Origin of the sequence: Burkholderia cepacia (assembly GCF_001039005.1) — a bacterium.
Lineage (GTDB): Bacteria > Pseudomonadota > Gammaproteobacteria > Burkholderiales > Burkholderiaceae > Burkholderia > Burkholderia theae.
Genome location: NZ_LDWR01000061.1, coordinates 18,937 through 37,555, shown reverse-complemented (window position 1 = coordinate 37,555; position 18,619 = coordinate 18,937). Strand labels below are relative to the sequence as shown.

Genomic DNA, 18,619 nt, shown 5'->3' with positions numbered 1-18,619 from the left:
CGCCAAGGCCCGCCGCACGTGGCCACGCCGCGATACGCATCAATCAAGGGACAGATTCCACGCCACCCCGGATCGAGCCGGCCGGCGCCCTGCTCGGCCGCGCCGCGCTTACGCGAGCAGCGACCGCAGCATCCACGCGGTTTTCTCATGCGTCTGCAGCCGCTGCGTCAACAGGTCGGCGGTCGGCTCGTCGCTCGCCGCGTCGGCAATCGGGAAGATCGCGCGCGCGGTTCGCACGACTGCCTCGTGCCCTTCGACGAGCTGGCGGATCATGTCTTCCGCTGCCGGCACACCGTTCGCTTCCGGCACCGACGACAGTTTCGCGAAATCGCCAAAGGTACCCGGCGCGACGACGCCGAGCGTGCGAATGCGTTCGGCGACCGAATCGACCGCGAGCCACAGTTCGTTGTACTGCGCCTCGAACATCAGGTGCAGCGTGTTGAACATCGGGCCGGTGACGTTCCAGTGGAAGTTGTGGGTCTTCAGGTACAGCGTGAACGTATCGGCGAGCAGGCGCGACAGGCCGTCCGCGATTTTCCTGCGGTCCTTGTCGCTGATGCCGATGTTGATCTGCGTGGCATGAGTCTTCCCGGCCATGTTACGGACTCCTTATTCAATGAATCAAGGTAATGAAAGCGAATCGGGCTACCTGCCTGTCGACACCGCACCACCCGCGCGCACGGCTCGCCACTGCAGCGTGGCGCGTGACGCGCCGCGCTCAGGCGGCCGCGATCGCGTGCAGCGCCTGCGACACCAGTTCGGCCGCACCGCCGACGACGATCGCGAATCCGACTACGTATCGCGCGATCTCGGCCGGCGCCCGCATCTTCGGCGCCGCCAGTGCGGCGCGCATGTTCAGCATCAATTGCGTCATGGTCGTCACTCCTTCAACGAAACTCAGGGTCCAGAAGAAACGGCCGGTCGTTCGACCGGCCGTTTCGCGTTGCTGCGTTACCGCACTACCGCATTACGCGGCGGCAAGGTTCATGCGAGATCGAAGCGGTCGAGGTTCATCACCTTGTTCCAGGCCGCGACGAAGTCGTGCGCGAACTTCTCCTTCGCATCCGCGCTGCCGTACACCTCGGCCAGCGCACGCAGTTGCGCATGCGAGCCGAAGATCAGGTCGACGCGCGTGCCGGTCCACTTGACCTTGCCCGTCGCGCGATCGTGCCCTTCGAACACGTCGTTCGCGGCCGACGCCGGCTTCCATTCCGTGCCCATGTCGAGCAGGTTCACGAAGAAGTCGTTCGTCAGCGTTTCCGGACGGTCGGTGAACACACCGTGCTTCGCGTCGCCGACGTTCGTGCCGAGCACGCGCAGGCCACCGACGAGCACCGTCATCTCCGGCGCGCTCAGCGTCAGCAGTTGCGCCTTGTCGACCAGCAGCGCCTCGGCCGGCGTCTTGTACGCATGCTTCAGGAAGTTGCGGAAACCATCCGCCAGCGGCTCCAGCACGGCCATCGCCTCGATGTCGGTCTGCTCCTGCGACGCATCCGCGCGGCCCGGTGCGAACGGCACCGTCACCGCAACGCCCGCGTTCTTCGCCGCCTGCTCGACGCCGGCCGCACCGGCCAGCACGATCAGATCGGCGAGCGACACCTTCTTGCCGCCCGTCTGCGCGTCGTTGAACGCCTTCTGCACGCCTTCGAGCGTCGCGAGCACCTTCGCGAGCCGAGCCGGCTGGTTCACTTCCCAGTCCTTCTGCGGCGCGAGGCGGATCCGCGCGCCGTTCGCGCCGCCGCGCTTGTCCGAACCGCGGAACGTCGCAGCCGACGCCCATGCGGTCGACACGAGCTGCGACACCGACAGGCCCGATGCCAGCACCTTCGCCTTCAGCGCCGTGACATCCGCAGCGTCGATCAGCTTGTGGTCGACGGCTGGGATCGGGTCCTGCCACAGCAGATGCTCGGCCGGCACGTCCGGGCCGAGGTAGCGGGCACGCGGGCCCATGTCGCGGTGCGTAAGCTTGAACCATGCGCGTGCGAACGCGTCGGCGAACTCGGCCGGATTCTCGTAGAAACGGCGCGAGATCTTCTCGTAGGCCGGATCGAAACGCAGCGACAGGTCGGTCGTCAGCATCGTCGGACGATGCTTCTTCGACGCGTCGAACGCATCCGGAATCACGTCGCCGGCGTCCTTCGCGACCCACTGGTGCGCGCCGGCCGGGCTCTTCGTGAGCTCCCACTCATAGCTGAACAGGTGCTTCAGGAAGTCGTTGCTCCACTTCGTCGGCGTCGACGTCCACGTGACTTCGAGGCCGCTCGTGATCGCGTCCGCACCCTTGCCGGTGCCGAACGTGCTCTTCCAGCCGAGACCCTGCTGCTCGAGGCCGGCGGCTTCCGGCTCGGCGCCGACGTTCGATGCCGGACCGGCGCCGTGCGTCTTGCCGAACGTGTGGCCGCCCGCGATCAGCGCGACCGTTTCTTCGTCGTTCATCGCCATCCGCGCGAACGTCTCGCGAATGTCGTGCGCGGCGGCGACCGGGTCGGGGTTGCCGTCCGGGCCTTCCGGGTTCACGTAGATGAGGCCCATCTGCACGGCGGCGAGCGGGCTTTCGAGGTCGCGCTTGCCCGAGTAGCGGCTGTTCGGCCCGCCGCTCAGTTCCAGCCAGATCTTTTCCGAACCCCAGTAGACGTCGTCCGGTTCCCACGTATCGACGCGGCCGCCGGCGAAGCCGAAGGTCTTGAAGCCCATCGATTCGAGCGCGACGTTGCCGGTCAGGATCAGCAGGTCGGCCCACGAGATGTTGCGGCCGTACTTCTGCTTGATCGGCCACAGCAGCCGGCGCGCCTTGTCGAGGCTCACGTTGTCCGGCCAGCTGTTGAGCGGCGCGAAGCGCTGCTGCCCGCCGCCCGCGCCGCCTCGGCCGTCGGCCGTGCGGTACGTGCCGGCGCTATGCCATGCCATGCGGATGAACAGGCCGCCGTAGTGGCCGAAGTCGGCCGGCCACCAGTCCTGCGACGTCGTCATCAGCGCATGCAGGTCCTTCTTCACCGCCGCGAGGTCCAGCTTCTTGAATGCCTCGGTGTAGTCGAAATCCTTGTCCATCGGATCGGACAGCGCCGAGTGCCGGTGCAGGACGTTCAGGTTCAACTGATTCGGCCACCAGTCCTTGTTCGTCGCACCGCCACCGGTGGTGTGGTTGAACGGGCACTTCGTTTCGTTCGACATGCGTTTTCTCCTTGGCTTGCTCGTGTGCCTCCACCTGCTCGCTCCGGCAGCATGCCGGAACCGGCGGGTGAAGCGTCATTGCGGGGGTAAGAAACGGAACGGGTTGATCCTCCTGCGTCCTACGGGATGTCGTGCGAGCGCTTCGATACGCGCGTGCCGCGAGCGGCGCGCTGCGGCAGGCGGTGGCCGGCGGGTGGCGTGCCGGCGACGCGTGCGGGTTTCCAGCTTTCTGACATGCGTTGCTCCCTCATGGCTTGACGGCGGGTGACTCGGGGGAACACAGGACCGGCGGGCGGCGGCACTCATCCACCATACGCGCGGTCCGCCAGGTACGCGAATGCGATCGGGCGCAGGCTCAGAATTGCGGCCCTGGCGCGATCTACGACATGTCCGCGCGGCGGGATGTTCCGCTGCGCGTGCCCCAGTATCGAACGCATCATGACATCCTCCTTTGACGCTTGCATTCAGCGTGCGGACCGGCTGCCGAACCGGCAAACGATCCATGTGGGAGATTCTATTAAATACTATTCAAACAAGATATTTAATTAATTTTATCTATTACATAGATAAAATTAAACGGGGTCGTGAACCCCGTCTATCGGCCAGGGCCGTGGGCCCCGGCGACTCAGTTCATCGTCGCCGGCATGTCGAGCTTCGCGACGCCCGGCAGCACGCACGCGGCAATCGCGTCGCTGATCGCGTCGATCGCGGGCATCCGCGTGAAGCTCTTGCGCCACACGAGCACCACGCGGCGGTCCGGCACCGGTTCGTTGAACGGCACGTACGACAGCAGTTCGGCGTCGGGGCCGTTCGCGCGCGGGCCGACCTCGGCGACCGACATCCGCGGCAGCACGGTGATGCCGACGCCGCTCGCGACCATGTGGCGGATCGTCTCGAGCGACGAGCCCTCGAAGGTCTTCTGGATGCCGTCGGCCGTCTGCGAGAAGCGCATCAGCTCCGGGCACACGCCAAGCACGTGATCGCGGAAGCAGTGGCCGTTGCCGAGCAGCAGCATGGTTTCCTGCTTCAGGTCCTCGGCGTCGATTTCCACGCGCTTCTCCCACGGATGGCCGGCCGGCAGCGCGACGACGAACGGCTCGTCGTACAGCGGTCGCACCATCAGGCCGGTTTCCGGGAACGGCAGCGCCATGATCGCCGCGTCGATCTCGCCCTGCTTCAGCAGTTCGAGCAGCTTCAGCGTGTAGTTCTCCTGCAGCATCAGCGGCATCTGCGGGACCCGCTGGATCATCTGCTTGACGAGCGTCGGCAGCAGGTACGGCCCGATCGTATAGATCACGCCGAGACGGAACGGGCCGACCAGCGGGTCCTTGCCCTGCTTCGCGATCTCCTTGATCGCGAAGGTCTGCTCGAGCACGCGCTGCGCCTGCGTGACGATCTGGTCGCCGATCGGCGTCACGCTCACTTCGCTCGCGCCGCGCTCGAAAATCTGCACGTTGAGCTCGTCTTCGAGCTTCTTGATCGCCACCGACAGCGTCGGCTGGCTCACGAAGCATGCTTCGGCCGCGCGGCCGAAATGCCGCTCGCGCGCAACCGCGACGATGTATTTCAATTCAGTCAGCGTCATTGTGGGTCAATCAGAGATATACAGGCGATAGGTTTAATTTATACACCCTCTGGCACCGGTTCGCCAAGTTTCTCTGCATCGCGATGCATCGATTGGCGCTTCTGATCCGGCCCCAAACCGGTGGATCAAGCCTTCAGGTACTGCTCGCGCGCGCCGAGCCAGCGCGCGAGATGCTGCGTGACGACGTCGGGGTAGCCGGCGATCAGCCGCGCCGCGGCCTCGCGGGCCGGGTCGATCAGCCAGCCGTCGGTCTCGAGGTTCGCAAACCGCAGCATCGCCGCGCCCGACTGGCGCGCGCCGAGGAATTCACCAGGGCCGCGGATTTCGAGGTCGCGTCGCGCGATCTCGAAGCCGTCGGTCGTCTCGCGCATCGTCTTCAGCCGCTCGCGACCGGTGATCGACAGCGGCCCCGTGTACAGCAGCACGCATACCGACGCCGCGGTACCGCGCCCGACGCGGCCGCGCAGCTGGTGCAGCTGCGCAAGGCCGAAGCGTTCAGCATGCTCGATCACCATCAGCGACGCGTTCGGCACGTCGACGCCGACTTCGATCACGGTCGTCGCGACCAGCAGCTGCACGTCGTTGCGCGTGAACGCTTCCATCACGGCCGCCTTGTCGGCCGTCGACAGCCGGCCATGCACGAGCCCGACCTTCAGCTCGGGGAGTGCGGCGACCAGCGTCTCGTAGGTCTCGACGGCCGTCTGCAGCTGCAGCGTCTCGCTCTCCTCGATCAGCGGGCACACCCAGTACACCTGGCGCCCGGTCAGCGCGGCCTCGCGCACGCGGGCGATCACCTCCTCGCGCCGCGCGTCGCCGATGAGGCGCGTCAGCACGGGCGTGCGGCCCGGCGGCAGCTCGTCGATGGTCGAGACCTCGAGATCCGCGTAGTACGTCATCGCGAGCGTGCGCGGAATCGGCGTGGCCGACATCATCAGCTGGTGCGGCTGGAAATCGCGCGCGCCGTTGGCCGCGTTCGCGGCCTTCGCGCGCAGCGCGAGACGCTGCTCGACGCCGAAGCGGTGCTGCTCGTCGACGATCACGAGGCCGAGCCGCGCGAATTCGACCGCGTCCTGGATGATCGCGTGCGTGCCGATCACGAGCTGCGCGGTACCGAGCGCGGCCGCCTCGATCGCCGCGCGCTTGTCCTTCGCCTTCAGGCTGCCCGCGAGCCACGCCACCGTGACGCCGAGCGGCTCGAGCCATGCGCGCAGCTTGCGCGCGTGCTGTTCCGCGAGGATTTCGGTGGGCGCCATCAGCGCGGCCTGGTAGCCGGCGTCGATCGCCTGCGTGGCGGCCAGCGCCGCGACGACGGTCTTGCCGCTGCCGACGTCGCCCTGCAGCAGGCGCTGCATCGGGTGCGCGAGCGTGAGGTCGTGCGCGATCTCGTCGACGACGCGCGACTGCGCGCCCGTCAGCGTGAACGGCAGCGCCGCGTAGAGCCGGGTCGTCAGCGCATCGGCATCGCTCGCGGTGCGGCGCGGCATCGCGGGCGCCGCACGCGTGCGGCGCTCCTCGTGCGCGCGCTTGAGCGACAGCTGCTGCGCGAGCAGCTCCTCGAACTTGATGCGCGTCCACGCCGGGTGCGAGCCGTCCATCAGCGCGGCTTCGTCGGAATCGACGCCCGGATGATGCAGGATCCGCACGGCCTGCTCAAGCGACGGCACGCCGAGCGGCTTCAGGTACGCGCGATCGATCTCGGGCGGCAGCAGCTCGGGCAACGGCGTGCGCTCGACCGCGTTCTCGATCGCCTTGCGCAGATAGGCCTGCGACACGCCGGCCGTGCTCGGATAGACGGGCGTGAGCACCTGCGGCAGCGGCGCATCCGCTTCGACGACGCGCACCGCCGGATGCACCATCTCCATCCCGAAGAAACCGCCGCGCACGTCGCCGCGCACGCGCAGCCGCTGGCCGACGGCCATCTGCTTGACCTGCGAGCCGTAGAAATTCAGGAAGCGCAGCACCAGGAGCTCGCCGTCGTCGTCCTGGATCTTCACGACGAGCTGGCGGCGCGGCCGGTACGCGACCTCGTTGTCGAACACGACGCCTTCCGCCTGCGCGATGCCGCCCGGCAGCAGCTCGCCGATCGGCGTGAGCGTGGTTTCGTCCTCATAGCGCATCGGCAGATGCAGCACGAGATCGATCGAGCGCGTGAGGCCGAGCTTCGCGAGCTTGTCGACGGTCTTTACCGGCTTGTCGGCGGCGGCCTTCTTCTTGCGCTTCGCGCCGGCCGCACCGGCTTCGTCGCTCGCGGCGGCGCCGTCGGCATCGGGCGCGGCGGCGGCCGGCTGCGCGAGCCGCCCGTCGGCGCCGCGCTTCGGCCCGGCCCGGCGCGGCGCGGCGCGCTGCGGCTCGGCAGGCTCCCCCGCGCCTTGCACGGGGAGCGCGGCATCCTCCGCGTCGAACGGATCGGCGGAATCGGCAACGGCGGCGGTGGAACGGCGTGGTGACACAGGCATCGGATCGTCTGGGTGCTTCGCAAGGCAAGTACAATAGCGGCTTTCACGTCGTCCGAACGAACGACGCCGGCCAGGCCGCGCATCCCGTCATCATAGCGGCTCGCGCGCCCCATTTACGCGTTTCCGCCCTGCCGGCAACGCTCGCCGGCCGTTTCGAACCAGCCCGCATGTTCACGCTTTCCGATTTCGATTTCAATCTGCCGCCCGAGCTGATTGCACAAACCGCGCTGCCCGATCGCACCGCGAGCCGCCTGCTCGAGGTCGACCGCACCGTCGAGCCCGCGCGCCTCGTCGACCGCAAATTCGCCGAGCTGCCGTCGTGCATCGCGCCCGGCGACCTGCTCGTCTTCAACGATACCAAGGTGCTGAAGGCGCGTTTCTTCGGCCAGAAAGCCAGCGGCGGCAAGATCGAGGTGCTGATCGAGCGCGTGACGGGCACGCACACGGCGCTCGCGCAGATCCGCGCGAGCAAGTCGCCGGGCGCCGGCACGACGCTGCGCCTCGCCGACGCGTTCGACGTGACGGTCGGCGAGCGCGTCGAGCCGTTCTTCACGCTGCACTTCCCCGAGCCGTGCCTCGTGCTGATCGAGCAGTTCGGCCGCCTGCCGCTGCCGCCGTATATCGAGCACGATCCCGACGCGACCGACGAGACGCGCTACCAGACCGTCTACGCGAGCAATCCGGGCGCGGTCGCCGCGCCGACGGCCGGGCTGCACTTCGACCAGCCGCTGCTCGACCAGCTCGACGCGATGGGCGTCGAGCGCGCGACGCTGACGCTGCACGTCGGCGCCGGCACGTTCCAGCCGGTGCGCGTCGACAACATCGCCGAGCACAAGATGCACAGCGAGTGGTACGACCTGCCGCAATCGCTGGTCGACCGGATCGCCGCGACCCGCGCGCGCGGCGGCAACGTGATCGCGGTCGGCACGACGTCGATGCGCGCGCTCGAAGCCGCCGCGCGCAGCGCCGACGAAGCGGGCCGCCCGCTCGCGGCGACGCAGGCCGAGACCGACATCTTCATCACGCCCGGCTACCGTTTCCGCGTGGTCGACCGGCTCGTCACGAATTTCCACCTGCCGAAGTCGACGCTGCTGATGCTCGTGTCCGCGTTCGCGGGCGTCGAGACGATCCGCGCGGCTTACCGGCACGCGATCGAAGAACGCTACCGCTTCTTCAGCTACGGCGACGCGATGCTGCTCACGCGGCGCGACACGCCGGAGGCGGCGCACGCGTAAGTGCGGCACGGCAACGGCCCGCGCACCGCGAGGCTGCCGTTCGCCCGACGCGCTACGATGGCGCGCATCCCGTTTTTTCACCGCCGCCGGTCACCCGGCGGCGTTTCCAACATGCGCCGGACTGTTCTCCGGTTGCCAGGAGAATAAAGCGATGACCGAAGGCTCATCCCACGATCACGATACGCACGCCCCCGTGCAGGACCGCCCGGCAAACGGGCTCGAATTCGAACTGCTGACGACCGACGGCCACGCGCGCCGCGGCCGCGTGAAGCTCAACCACGGCGTGGTCGAAACGCCGATCTTCATGCCGGTCGGCACGTACGGCACCGTGAAGGCGATCCAGCCGCGCGAGCTGCACGAGATCAAGGCCCAGATCATCCTCGGCAACACGTTCCACCTGTGGCTGCGCCCGGGCCTCGACACGATCGACGCGCACGGCGGCCTGCACGCGTTCATGGGCTGGAACAAGCCGATCCTGACCGATTCGGGCGGCTTCCAGGTGTTCTCGCTCGGCGACCTGCGCAAGATCACCGAGGACGGCGTCACGTTCGCGTCGCCGATCAACGGCGACAAGCTGTTCCTGTCGCCGGAAGTGTCGATGCAGATCCAGAAGGTGCTGAATTCCGACGTCGTGATGCAGTTCGACGAGTGCACGCCGTACGCGACCAACGGCGTGCCGACGACGCACAAGGAAGCGGCCGACTCGATGCGCATGTCGCTGCGCTGGGCGAAGCGTTCGCTCGACGAGTTCGACCGGCTCGGCAACCCGAACGCGCTGTTCGGGATCGTCCAGGGCGGGATGTTCGAGGACCTGCGCGACGAATCGCTCGCGGGCCTGTCGGAACTCGGCTTCCACGGCCTCGCGATCGGCGGGCTGTCGGTCGGCGAGCCGAAGGAAGACATGATGCGCGTGCTGCGGCACGTGGGCCCGAAGCTGCCGGCCAACAAGCCGCACTACCTGATGGGCGTCGGCACGCCGGAGGACCTGGTCGAGGGCGTCGCCAACGGCGTCGACATGTTCGACTGCGTGATGCCGACCCGCAACGCACGCAACGGCTGGCTGTTCACGCGCTTCGGCGACGTGAAGATCCGCAACGCGACGCACAAGAACTCGCTGAAGCCGCTCGACGCGAGCTGCACGTGCTACACGTGCCAGAACTTCTCGCGCGGCTACCTGCATCACCTGCACCGCGTCGGCGAAATCCTCGGCGCGCAGCTCAACACGATCCACAACCTGCACTACTACCTGCAGCTGATGAGCGAGATCCGCGACGCGATCGAAACCCATACGTTCGACGCGTTCCGCCAGCGCTTCGCGGAGGATCGCGCGAGAGGCGTCGACTGACGGGCCGGCGGGCCGCGCGGCGGCCCGTCACATAGGACGAGTACTAAATAACGCGTTCCAGTCGCCCGTCGCGACCGCCAAATATTACAATTACCTTTCCAGACAAGTCGCAACGGTGTCGGTTCGCGCTTTAACAGCTTGATCCGACAGCGCATTTGCCGAGCCGTTTGCGCATGGGGCCGGTGGTAGAATAACCGGCTTATTTTTCGAAGTTCCCCTACGGAGAGACCAACGTGCCGTTCATTTCCAATGCCTTCGCGCAAGGTGCCGGTGGCGCCGAATCGAGCCTGATGAGCTTCCTGCCGCTCATCCTGATGTTCGCTGTGCTCTACTTCATCATGATCCGTCCGCAGATGAAGCGGCAGAAGGAGCACCGCAACATGCTCTCGGCCATGGCCAAGGGCGACGAAGTCGTCACGAGCGGCGGCCTCGTCGGCAAGGTGACGAAGGTCACCGAAGGCTACATCGGCGTCGAGATCGCCGAAGGCACTGAAATCACCGTGCAGAAGGCTGCGGTCACGACCATTCTGCCGAAGGGCACGATCAAGTCGCTGTAAGCCCTTCACCGAGCGTCCGGCTCCCCGCGCCGTGCCCGCCTGAGAGAGCGGGCCGCCGCGGCGCCGGACGCGACGCTTTCACGCCAACCACCCGTTCGGCCCCCTCATGAATCGTTATCCACTCTGGAAATATGTCGTGATGGTCGTGGCGCTCGCCATCGGCTTTCTGTACACATTGCCCAACTTCTTCGGCGAAGCGCCGGCGGTGCAGGTGTCGAGCGGCAAGGCCACGGTCAAGCTCGACTCGACCACGCTGACCCAGGTCGAATCGGCGCTCGCGTCCGCGCAGATCACGCCGGACGACGTCACCTTCGAGAACACGGCGACCAACGCGAACATCCGCGTGCGCCTGAAGGACACCGATACGCAGCTGCGCGTCAAGGACCTGCTGCAGAAGTCGCTGAACGCCGACCCGAACGATCCGCAATACGTCGTCGCACTGAACCTGCAGAGCGCGTCGCCGCGCTGGCTGACCGCACTGCACGCGCTGCCGATGTATCTCGGCCTCGACCTGCGCGGCGGTGTCCACTTCCTGCTCCAGGTCGACATGACGGGCGCGCTCACGAAGAAGCTCGACTCCGACGCGTCCGACGCGCGCACGCTGCTGCGCGACAAGAACATCCGCGACGGCGGCGTGAGCCGCGTCGATCAGTCGGTCGTCGTCAACTTCAGCGATGCGCAAACGGCGGAAGATGCCCGCAAGGTGCTCGCGCTGTCGATCACCGAACTGCAATGGGCGACCCAGCCCGGCGGCGGCGGCACGCAGGTCGTCGGCACGTTCACGCCGGCCGTGCAGAAATCCGTCGAGGACGCCGCGCTCAAGCAGAACCTGACCACGCTCCACAACCGCGTGAACGAACTCGGCGTGTCGGAGCCGATCCTGCAGCAGCAGGGCAGCGACCGCATCGTCGTCGAACTGCCGGGCGTGCAGGACACCGCGAAGGCGAAGGACATCATCGGCCGCACCGCAACGCTCGAAGCGCGCCTCGCCGATCCGATCAACACGCACCCGAACCCGAACGACCCGGTGCCGCCGGGCGAGGAACTGTTCACGCAGGGCATCCAGGCGCCGGTGCTGTTGAAGAAGGACGTGATCTTCACCGGCGACCGCATCATCGATGCATCGGCCGGTTTCGACGACCACCAGCGTCCGTCGGTCAACATCCGTCTCGACTCGGCGGGTGGCCGCTCGGTGCGCACGGTGTCGCGCGACAACATCGGCAAGCCGATGGCGATGGTGCTGTTCGAAAAGGGCAAGGGCGAAGTGCTGACGGTCGCGACGATCCAGTCCGAACTCGGCGACCGCTTCCAGATCACGGGCCAGCCGACGCCGCAGGCCGCGGCCGACCTCGCGCTGCTGCTGCGCGCCGGTTCGCTCGCCGCGCCGATGGACATCATCGAGGAACGCACGATCGGCCCGAGCCTCGGCGCCGACAACATCCGGATGGGCGTCCACTCGGTGATCTGGGGCTTCTGCGCGATCGCCGTGTTCATGATCGCGTACTACATGCTGTTCGGCGTGGTGTCGGTGATCGGCCTGTCGGTGAACCTGCTGCTGCTCGTCGCCGTGCTGTCGCTGATGCAGGCCACGCTGACGCTGCCCGGTATCGCCGCAATCGCACTCGCGCTCGGCATGGCGATCGACTCGAACGTGCTGATCAACGAGCGCGTACGTGAAGAACTGCGCGCGGGCCAGCCGCCGCAGCTCGCGATCCAGGCCGGCTACGCGCATGCATGGGCGACGATTCTCGACTCGAACGTCACGACGCTGATCGCCGGCCTCGCGCTGCTCGCGTTCGGCTCGGGCCCGGTGCGCGCGTTCGCGATCGTGCACTGTATCGGTATCCTGACGTCGATGTTCTCCGCGGTGTTCTTCTCGCGCGGGCTCGTCAACCTCTGGTACGGCGGCCGCAAGAAGCTGAAGTCGCTCGCGATCGGCCAGGTGTGGAAGCCGGAAGGCGCCGCAGCCGCCGCATCGTTCGACGCGGCGGACGAATCGACCGACACCGCGCGCGCCGCGCAGCTCGCCGCACCCGCGAAGGGCAATGCGCCGCGCACCGGCAAGCCGCAGTTGCGCAACCGCGCGCAGCAAGGCGTGTCGCCGAAGAAACCGGGCTCGACCCAATAAGGCCCCGGAGACGAGACCATGGAATTTTTCCGCATCCGTAAAGACATTCCGTTCATGCGGCACGCGCTGGTGTTCAACGTGATCTCGCTGGTCACGTTCCTCGCCGCCGTGTTCTTCCTGTTCCACCGCGGGCTGCACCTGTCCGTCGAATTCACCGGCGGTACGGTGATCGAAGTGCAGTACCAGCAGACCGCGGAACTCGAACCGGTGCGCGCGACGCTCGGCAAGCTCGGCTACGCCGACGCGCAGGTGCAGAACTTCGGCACGTCGCGCAACGTGCTGATCCGGCTGCAGCTGAAGGAAGGCCTCACGTCCGCGCAGCAGAGCGACCAGGTGATGAACGCGCTGAAGGCGCAGAGCCCGGACGTCACGCTGCAGCGCGTCGAGTTCGTCGGCCCGCAGGTCGGCCGGGAGCTCGCGACCGACGGCCTGCTCGCGCTCGCGTGCGTCGTGATCGGCATCGTGATCTACCTGTCGTTCCGCTTCGAATGGAAGTACGCGGTCGCCGGCATCATCGCCAACCTGCACGACGTCGTGATCATTCTCGGCTTCTTCGCGTTCTTCCAGTGGGAGTTCTCGCTGGCGGTGCTCGCGGCCATCCTCGCGGTGCTCGGCTACTCGGTCAACGAGTCGGTCGTCATCTTCGACCGGATCCGCGAAACGTTCCGCCGCGAACGCAAGATGAACGTGCAGGAAGTGATCAACCACGCGATCACGACCACGATGTCGCGGACGATCATCACGCACACGTCGACGGAAATGATGGTGCTGTCGATGTTCTTCTTCGGCGGCCCGACGCTGCACTACTTCGCACTCGCGCTGACGGTCGGCATCATGTTCGGCATCTACTCGTCGGTGTTCGTCGCGGGCTCGCTCGCGATGTGGCTCGGCATCAAGCGCGAAGACCTGATCAAGGACAAGAAGACCGCGCACGATCCGGACGATCCGAACGCGGGCGCGCAGGTTTAAGCAGCGCGCCGCTTCGGCAAACGCAAAAAGGCCGGTCCGACAGGACCGGCCTTTTTTCATGCGCGGGCCGCGGCCCGCCTCGGCCGGATCGCGGCAGCCCCGCCGGGGCGTCGGCTACAATCGTCGGCGTCCCGCCCCCGCCACCCGTCCGAACCTGCGGCTTCCATGATGCCTCCCGTGCGTGCCGTTCTTCGCCTCGCCCTCTGCAGCGCAGCCGTCACGGCGGTCGTCATGCCGTTCGCGCCGCCGGCCCGCGCGCAATCCGCCTCCGCCCCGCCCGCCGCGTCGCAGCCGTCGCCCTGCCCGCCCGACTGGGAACCGCAGCTCTGCGAATTGAAGGCGGCCGTCGAAGTACTGAAGAAGCAGCACCTGACCGACGTCGACATCGGCGCGCTGCTCGACGCCACCGTGCACGACGGCATGAAGACGCTGCCGTACGCGCGCTTCTTCAACGCGAAGGAGGAGCAGGAACGGCGCGACGACGAGCGGCGCGCGCGCGACGGCACACCGGGCATCGGGATCGTCTTCGAGACGCGGCCCGACGGACTGCACATCATCGACGTGATTCCCGACGCGCCCGCCGAGAAGGCCGGCGTGCGTCCCGACGATCTCGTGGTCGCGATGAACGACAGGAGCGTCGTCGGCATCGACAGCGGCGAACTCGTGAAACTCGCGAAGGGCGACGCGGGCGTCCCGTTGAAGCTCACGGTGCAGCGCGGCCCGAACCATGCGGTGCTGAACTTCGCGCCCGTGCGCGCGATCGTCAAACCGCATCCGGCGATCGCGAAGCGGCTCGCCGGCGACATCCTGTATACGCGGCTGTCGAGCTTTCCGGAACCGGCGATCGGCAACTACATTGACGCCGTGCAGGCCACGCGCCGTGCAGGCCCGCCGGTGAAAGGCATGATTCTCGACCTGCGCATCAACGGCGGCGGCGCGCTCAATGCGGCGATCGGCATCACCGCGCTGTTCGCGGGACGCGACCGCACCGCGATGGTGACGGTCGAGCGCGGCGACGCCAACCGCCGCCGCTTCTCGACCAACTGGCCCGACTACGAACTGCCGGTGATGCACGGGCAGGATCCGCTCGCGCCGCTGCAGGCCGACGACTGGTGGCGCACCGTGCCGCTCGTCGTGCTCGTCGACGGCCAGAGCGCGTCGGCCGCCGAAGCGACCGCGGCGGCGCTGAAGGATCTCGGCCGGGCGAAACTGCTCGGCATGCCGACCTACGGGAAGGGGCTCGCGCAGACCGGTGTCGACCTGATCGACGGCACGCGCCTGAATGTCACGTTCGCGCGCAACCTGCGGCCGGACGGCTGCCCGATGGACGGCTACGGCGTCGTGCCGGACTGGCTCGTGCCGCCGCGCCGCGACTCGGACGTCGACGGCGTGCTGCTGTGGTACCGGGAAGCCGATCTCGCCCGCGCGCCGTATGCGGACCGGCTGGCGCCCGACCCGTTCGCGCACGTGCGCAAGGAACGGCAGGCACTGCGCGAGCAGCGTGTGCGCGCGAAGGTCGATACGTCGAAGAGCGCGGCGCTGCCGCAGCGCGCGTTCGGCACCGCCGGCGACTGGCAGTTGCAGCAGGCGCTCGCCGCACTCGCGAGGCGCCCGGTGCGGACCGTCGACGCGCCGGCTCAGCTGATGCCCGCACAGCCCGTGTGCGAGCGCGGCGGCAGCTGACGCGCCGCCGCCTGCCCTGTCACCGGAACGTCACCGAAACCCGAACCGCCGGCGCAGCACGATCAGCGCCGCGAGGCTCAGCACGGCCGCGAACATCAGGTAGAAGCTCGGCGCGGTCTTCAGCCCGGTCGCGCGGATCAGCCACGCGATGATGAACGGCCCGAAGCCGCCGAAGATCGTCACCGCGACGTTATACGCGAGCGACATCCCGGTCGTGCGCGTCTGCACCGGGAACACCTCGGACAGCAACCCCGGCAGCGCCGCGAAGTAGCCGGTCATCAGGAACGCGAGCAGCACCTGCAGCGCGATCAGCGTGCCGAAGCCCGGATGCGCGACGAGATACGCGAACGCCGGATAGATCAGCACGAGGATGCCGATGGCCGGCGCGACCATCACGCGCACGCGGCCGTAACGGTCCGACCAGTGGCCGACGAGAGGCGCGAACGCCATCTGGATCACGCCGACGACGAGGATCGCCGCGAACGCCGCGGACGGTGCGAGGCCGAGCTGCTTCACGCCGTAGGTCGGCATGAACAGCACCAGATAGGTCGCGACGGTACCGAGCACGACCACGCCCATCGCGGCGACCAGGCGCGCCTTGTGCGACGCGAACGTGTCGCGCAGCGGGTTCGCGGTGCCTTCGGCTGCGAGGAATTCGGGCGTCTCGTCGACCTTCGTGCGGATGTAGTACGCGACGGGCCCGAGCAGCAGGCCGAAGAAGAACGGCACGCGCCAGCCCCACGCGGCCATCTGCGCGGCCGTGAGCTGCGCGTTCAGCACGGTGCCGAAGCCGGCGGCGAGCAGCGTCGTGAGCCCCTGGCTCGCGACCTGCCAGCTCGCGAAGAAGCCGCGCCGGCCCGGCACGTGCTCGGCAAGGAACGCGGTCGCGCTGCCGAACTCGCCGCCCGCCGAGAAGCCCTGCATCAGCCGCGCGGCGACGAGGATCACCGGCGCCGCGACACCGATCGTCTCGTAGGTCGGCAGCACCGCGATGATCAGCGTGCCGACCATCATCAGCAGGATCGACAGCGTGAGCGCGGCCTTGCGGCCCGCGCGGTCGGCATACGCACCGAGCACGATCGCGCCGAGCGGCCGCATGAAGAACGACACGCCGAACGTGCCGAGCGTGAGCAGCAGCGACACGGTGTCGTTGCCGGCCGGAAAGAACAGCTTCGCGATCGTCACCGCGAAGAAGCCGTAGACGACGAGATCGAACCACTCGAGCGCATTGCCGATCGACGCGGCGACCACCGCGCGCCACACGCGCGGCGACGAGGCAATGGAACGGGACTGCGTGGCGGCATGCATCGGCGATCTCCTTGTCGTTGTACGTTCTGTTCGAGGCGGCCGCTTGCGGCACCGTCGGCCTGCCCGGCGCCGCGGGCGGCGCTCGGGCGATTATAGGCGCGCAAAAAAATACCGCCGCGCCCCCGGCAACGGGAACGCGGCGGTTGGCTCGCGCCGGGCTGGCCCGGCCGGAAACCTTACTGCTGCTTGATCGCTTCGGCCGTGATCAGCAGCTTCGTCTTCATCTTGAAGCCGTACTGCTTGCCGTAGTCGAGGCCGAAATCGTCGCGGCTGAATTCGCCGACCGCGTCGACACCGCACACTTCACGCTTGAGCATCGGGTGCGGCATGCACTTGAACGCGTCGATCTTCAGCGTCACCGGCTTCGTGACGCCATGCAGCGTCAGGTTGCCGACGACCGATACCGGCTTGTCGCCGTCGAACTTGATCGTGCCCTTGTAGTTCGCCTGCGGAAACTTCGTGACGTCGAAGAACTCGGCCGTCTGCAGATGCTCGTCGAGCTTCGTGCTGCCCGTGTGGATCGACGCGATGTCGGTCGTCACGTCGACCGTACCCGTCTTCGCCGCGCGATCGAGCGTCACCGAGCCGCTCGACTTGTCGAACTTGCCGCGCCAGACCGACAGGCCGCCCATGTGGTCGGCCTCGAAGCTCGGGTACGTGTGGGCCGGGTCGAACTGGTACGTCGCGCTGTCGGCGAACGCCGAGAACGACAGCGAAGCGGCCAGCGCGCCCGCGGCGATCATCAGATGCTTTTTCAACTCTTTCTCCTTGGAACGGCGCCGCGCCCTCGCGCGGCATTCATTGAGGTGACAGGCCGCCGCTTACTTCGTGGCGACGAGATGGAACTTGATCTGCACTTCGTCCGCGACGACCGACGTGTCCTTCCATTCGCCGGTGCCGACGTTGAACGTCGAACGCTTGATCGGCAGCACGCCGTCGAAGGTCTGCGTCGCGCCGCTCTGCGTGACGGTGACAGGCACCGTGACGGTCTCGGACTTGCCCTTGACCGTCAGCTTGCCGGTGACGTTGTACTTGTTGCCGCCCGCCGGCGCGATCGCCGACGACACGAACGTCGCCTGCGGGTACGTCTTCGCGTCGAACCAGTCCTTGCCCGCGACCTGGTCGTTGTACATCTTGTCGCCGAGGTCATAGCTCGCGACGTCGATCGACATCTGGGCGCTGCCCTGCGCGGCCTTCGCCGGGTCGAACTTCACCTGCGCGGAAAACTTCTTGAACGCGCCTTCGGTCGGCACGTTCATCTGCTTCGACACGGCGGACACCTTGCTCTTCGCGAGATCGACATCGGCGAGCGCCGCGCCCGACGCGACAAGTGACACCGCGGCGAACGCGGTCAGCATGGAGCGGGAGAAAGACACTTTCATGGGATCCTTCATTTGGCAAAGGGAAGCATCCGCGACAGCAGCCCGTCGCGGTCCAACAGCTGATGCTTGAGCGCGGCGACCACGTGCAGCGACACGAGCGCAAGCAGAATGTAATTCAAAGACACGTGGAGCGTCTTGAAGGTTTCCTTCAGCACCGGATCGGGGTCGATCAGCCGCGGCAGCGGCACGATGCCGAGGTAGACGACCGGTATGTTCGCCGCCGAGCTGTACAGGTAGCCCGTCACCGGAATCACGAGCATCAGCACGTACAGCAGGAAGTGCACGCCGCTCGACGCCGCGCGCTGCCATGCCGGCGTATCGCCCGGCAGTGACGGCGGCACGTGGGTCGCGCGCCACAGCACGCGCACGACGACCAGCGCGAATGCCGTCACGCCGATCCACTTGTGCCACGAGAAGTACTTCAGCTTCGTCGGCGTGAAGCCGGGGATGTCCGTCATCACCCAGCCGAGCGCGAAACCGCAGACGATCAGCAGCGCGATCAGCCAGTGCAGCGCGATCGCGGTCTGCGTATAGCGTACCGGCTTGGCCGGCAGCGAATTCGATGCCATCTTGGATTTCCTCAGTTCAGCGAACAGCCGCGCCGGCCAGGAGTCCGACGCTTGTCAAGGGCGCCATGCTACCGCAACCTTTTGACGTGCGCGGACTCTGAGGACAGGCGTGCCAGCCGCCTGACCGTTTCCTGTCATGTTACCGCTCGGTCACCGAACACGCGATCGTTGACACGCCAAAAAAGGCCTTTTGGTAAGATTGGCGCGGGTTCCGGCCCCGTCGACGCGTCC

15 protein-coding genes are annotated in these 18,619 nt (G+C 67.2%); 6 read left to right on the top strand and 9 right to left on the bottom strand.

The annotated features are described in order from the left end of the window. Window positions 1–108: 108 nt before the first annotated feature. From dpsA to recG, 5 genes are all read right to left on the bottom strand, one after another. Window positions 109–597, bottom strand: coding sequence for a non-specific DNA-binding protein DpsA (gene dpsA, locus VL15_RS31965; protein WP_048250802.1), 489 nt, complete (start codon window positions 595–597; stop codon window positions 109–111). 121 nt (window positions 598–718) lie between these two features. After that, the gene (locus VL15_RS42905; RefSeq protein WP_196319648.1) at window positions 719–874 is read right to left on the bottom strand and encodes a hypothetical protein; all 156 of its coding nucleotides are present in this window, start codon (window positions 872–874) and stop codon (window positions 719–721) included. Between the two features lie 110 nt (window positions 875–984). Then, window positions 985–3,171: a catalase/peroxidase HPI gene (gene katG, locus VL15_RS31960; RefSeq protein ID WP_048250801.1), complete on the bottom strand. Its 2,187-nt coding sequence runs from the start codon at window positions 3,169–3,171 to the stop codon at window positions 985–987. Between the two features lie 625 nt (window positions 3,172–3,796). After that, window positions 3,797–4,756 (bottom strand): hydrogen peroxide-inducible genes activator, encoded by a 960-nt coding sequence (locus tag VL15_RS31955; protein ID WP_048250800.1) that lies wholly within the window; start codon window positions 4,754–4,756, stop codon window positions 3,797–3,799. Between the two features lie 125 nt (window positions 4,757–4,881). Further along, entirely contained in the window at window positions 4,882–7,212 is a 2,331-nt protein-coding gene (gene recG, locus VL15_RS31950; protein ID WP_048250799.1) for an ATP-dependent DNA helicase RecG, read from the bottom strand. Between the two features lie 167 nt (window positions 7,213–7,379). Between recG and queA the strand changes: the two genes are divergently transcribed. The 6 genes from queA (at window position 7,380) to VL15_RS31920 (ending at window position 15,129) form a co-directional block, all read left to right on the top strand. Then, window positions 7,380–8,447, top strand: a complete 1,068-nt coding sequence (queA, locus tag VL15_RS31945) for a tRNA preQ1(34) S-adenosylmethionine ribosyltransferase-isomerase QueA (protein ID WP_048250797.1) — start codon at window positions 7,380–7,382, stop codon at window positions 8,445–8,447. A 151-nt stretch (window positions 8,448–8,598) separates the two neighbouring features. Next, window positions 8,599–9,792, top strand: a complete 1,194-nt coding sequence (gene tgt / locus VL15_RS31940) for a tRNA guanosine(34) transglycosylase Tgt (RefSeq protein WP_048250796.1) — start codon at window positions 8,599–8,601, stop codon at window positions 9,790–9,792. 233 nt (window positions 9,793–10,025) lie between these two features. Continuing rightward, complete coding sequence (gene yajC / locus VL15_RS31935) at window positions 10,026–10,349, top strand: preprotein translocase subunit YajC (RefSeq protein WP_048250795.1); 324 nt, start codon at window positions 10,026–10,028, stop codon at window positions 10,347–10,349. A gap of 106 nt (window positions 10,350–10,455) precedes the next feature. Next, the gene (gene secD, locus VL15_RS31930; protein WP_048250794.1) at window positions 10,456–12,477 is read left to right on the top strand and encodes a protein translocase subunit SecD; all 2,022 of its coding nucleotides are present in this window, start codon (window positions 10,456–10,458) and stop codon (window positions 12,475–12,477) included. 18 nt (window positions 12,478–12,495) lie between these two features. Beyond that, window positions 12,496–13,446 (top strand): protein translocase subunit SecF, encoded by a 951-nt coding sequence (gene secF / locus VL15_RS31925; RefSeq protein ID WP_048250793.1) that lies wholly within the window; start codon window positions 12,496–12,498, stop codon window positions 13,444–13,446. Window positions 13,447–13,614: 168 nt separating this feature from the next. Then, window positions 13,615–15,129 carry a S41 family peptidase gene (locus tag VL15_RS31920; RefSeq protein WP_419188707.1) on the top strand — a complete coding sequence of 505 codons (1,515 nt, stop codon included), beginning with the start codon at window positions 13,615–13,617 and terminating at the stop codon, window positions 15,127–15,129. A 30-nt stretch (window positions 15,130–15,159) separates the two neighbouring features. On the opposite strand, the gene VL15_RS31915 is transcribed toward VL15_RS31920, so the two are convergent. From VL15_RS31915 to VL15_RS31900, 4 genes are all read right to left on the bottom strand, one after another. Beyond that, complete coding sequence (locus tag VL15_RS31915; protein ID WP_048250791.1) at window positions 15,160–16,437, bottom strand: MFS transporter; 1,278 nt, start codon at window positions 16,435–16,437, stop codon at window positions 15,160–15,162. A gap of 176 nt (window positions 16,438–16,613) precedes the next feature. After that, window positions 16,614–17,195 carry a YceI family protein gene (locus VL15_RS31910; protein WP_048250789.1) on the bottom strand — a complete coding sequence of 194 codons (582 nt, stop codon included), beginning with the start codon at window positions 17,193–17,195 and terminating at the stop codon, window positions 16,614–16,616. A 63-nt stretch (window positions 17,196–17,258) separates the two neighbouring features. Further along, on the bottom strand, window positions 17,259–17,819 hold the full coding sequence (locus tag VL15_RS31905) for a YceI family protein (RefSeq protein ID WP_048250787.1): 561 nt from the start codon (window positions 17,817–17,819) through the stop codon (window positions 17,259–17,261). Window positions 17,820–17,827: 8 nt separating this feature from the next. After that, complete coding sequence (locus tag VL15_RS31900) at window positions 17,828–18,388, bottom strand: cytochrome b (RefSeq protein WP_048250784.1); 561 nt, start codon at window positions 18,386–18,388, stop codon at window positions 17,828–17,830. Window positions 18,389–18,619: the final 231 nt, after the last annotated feature.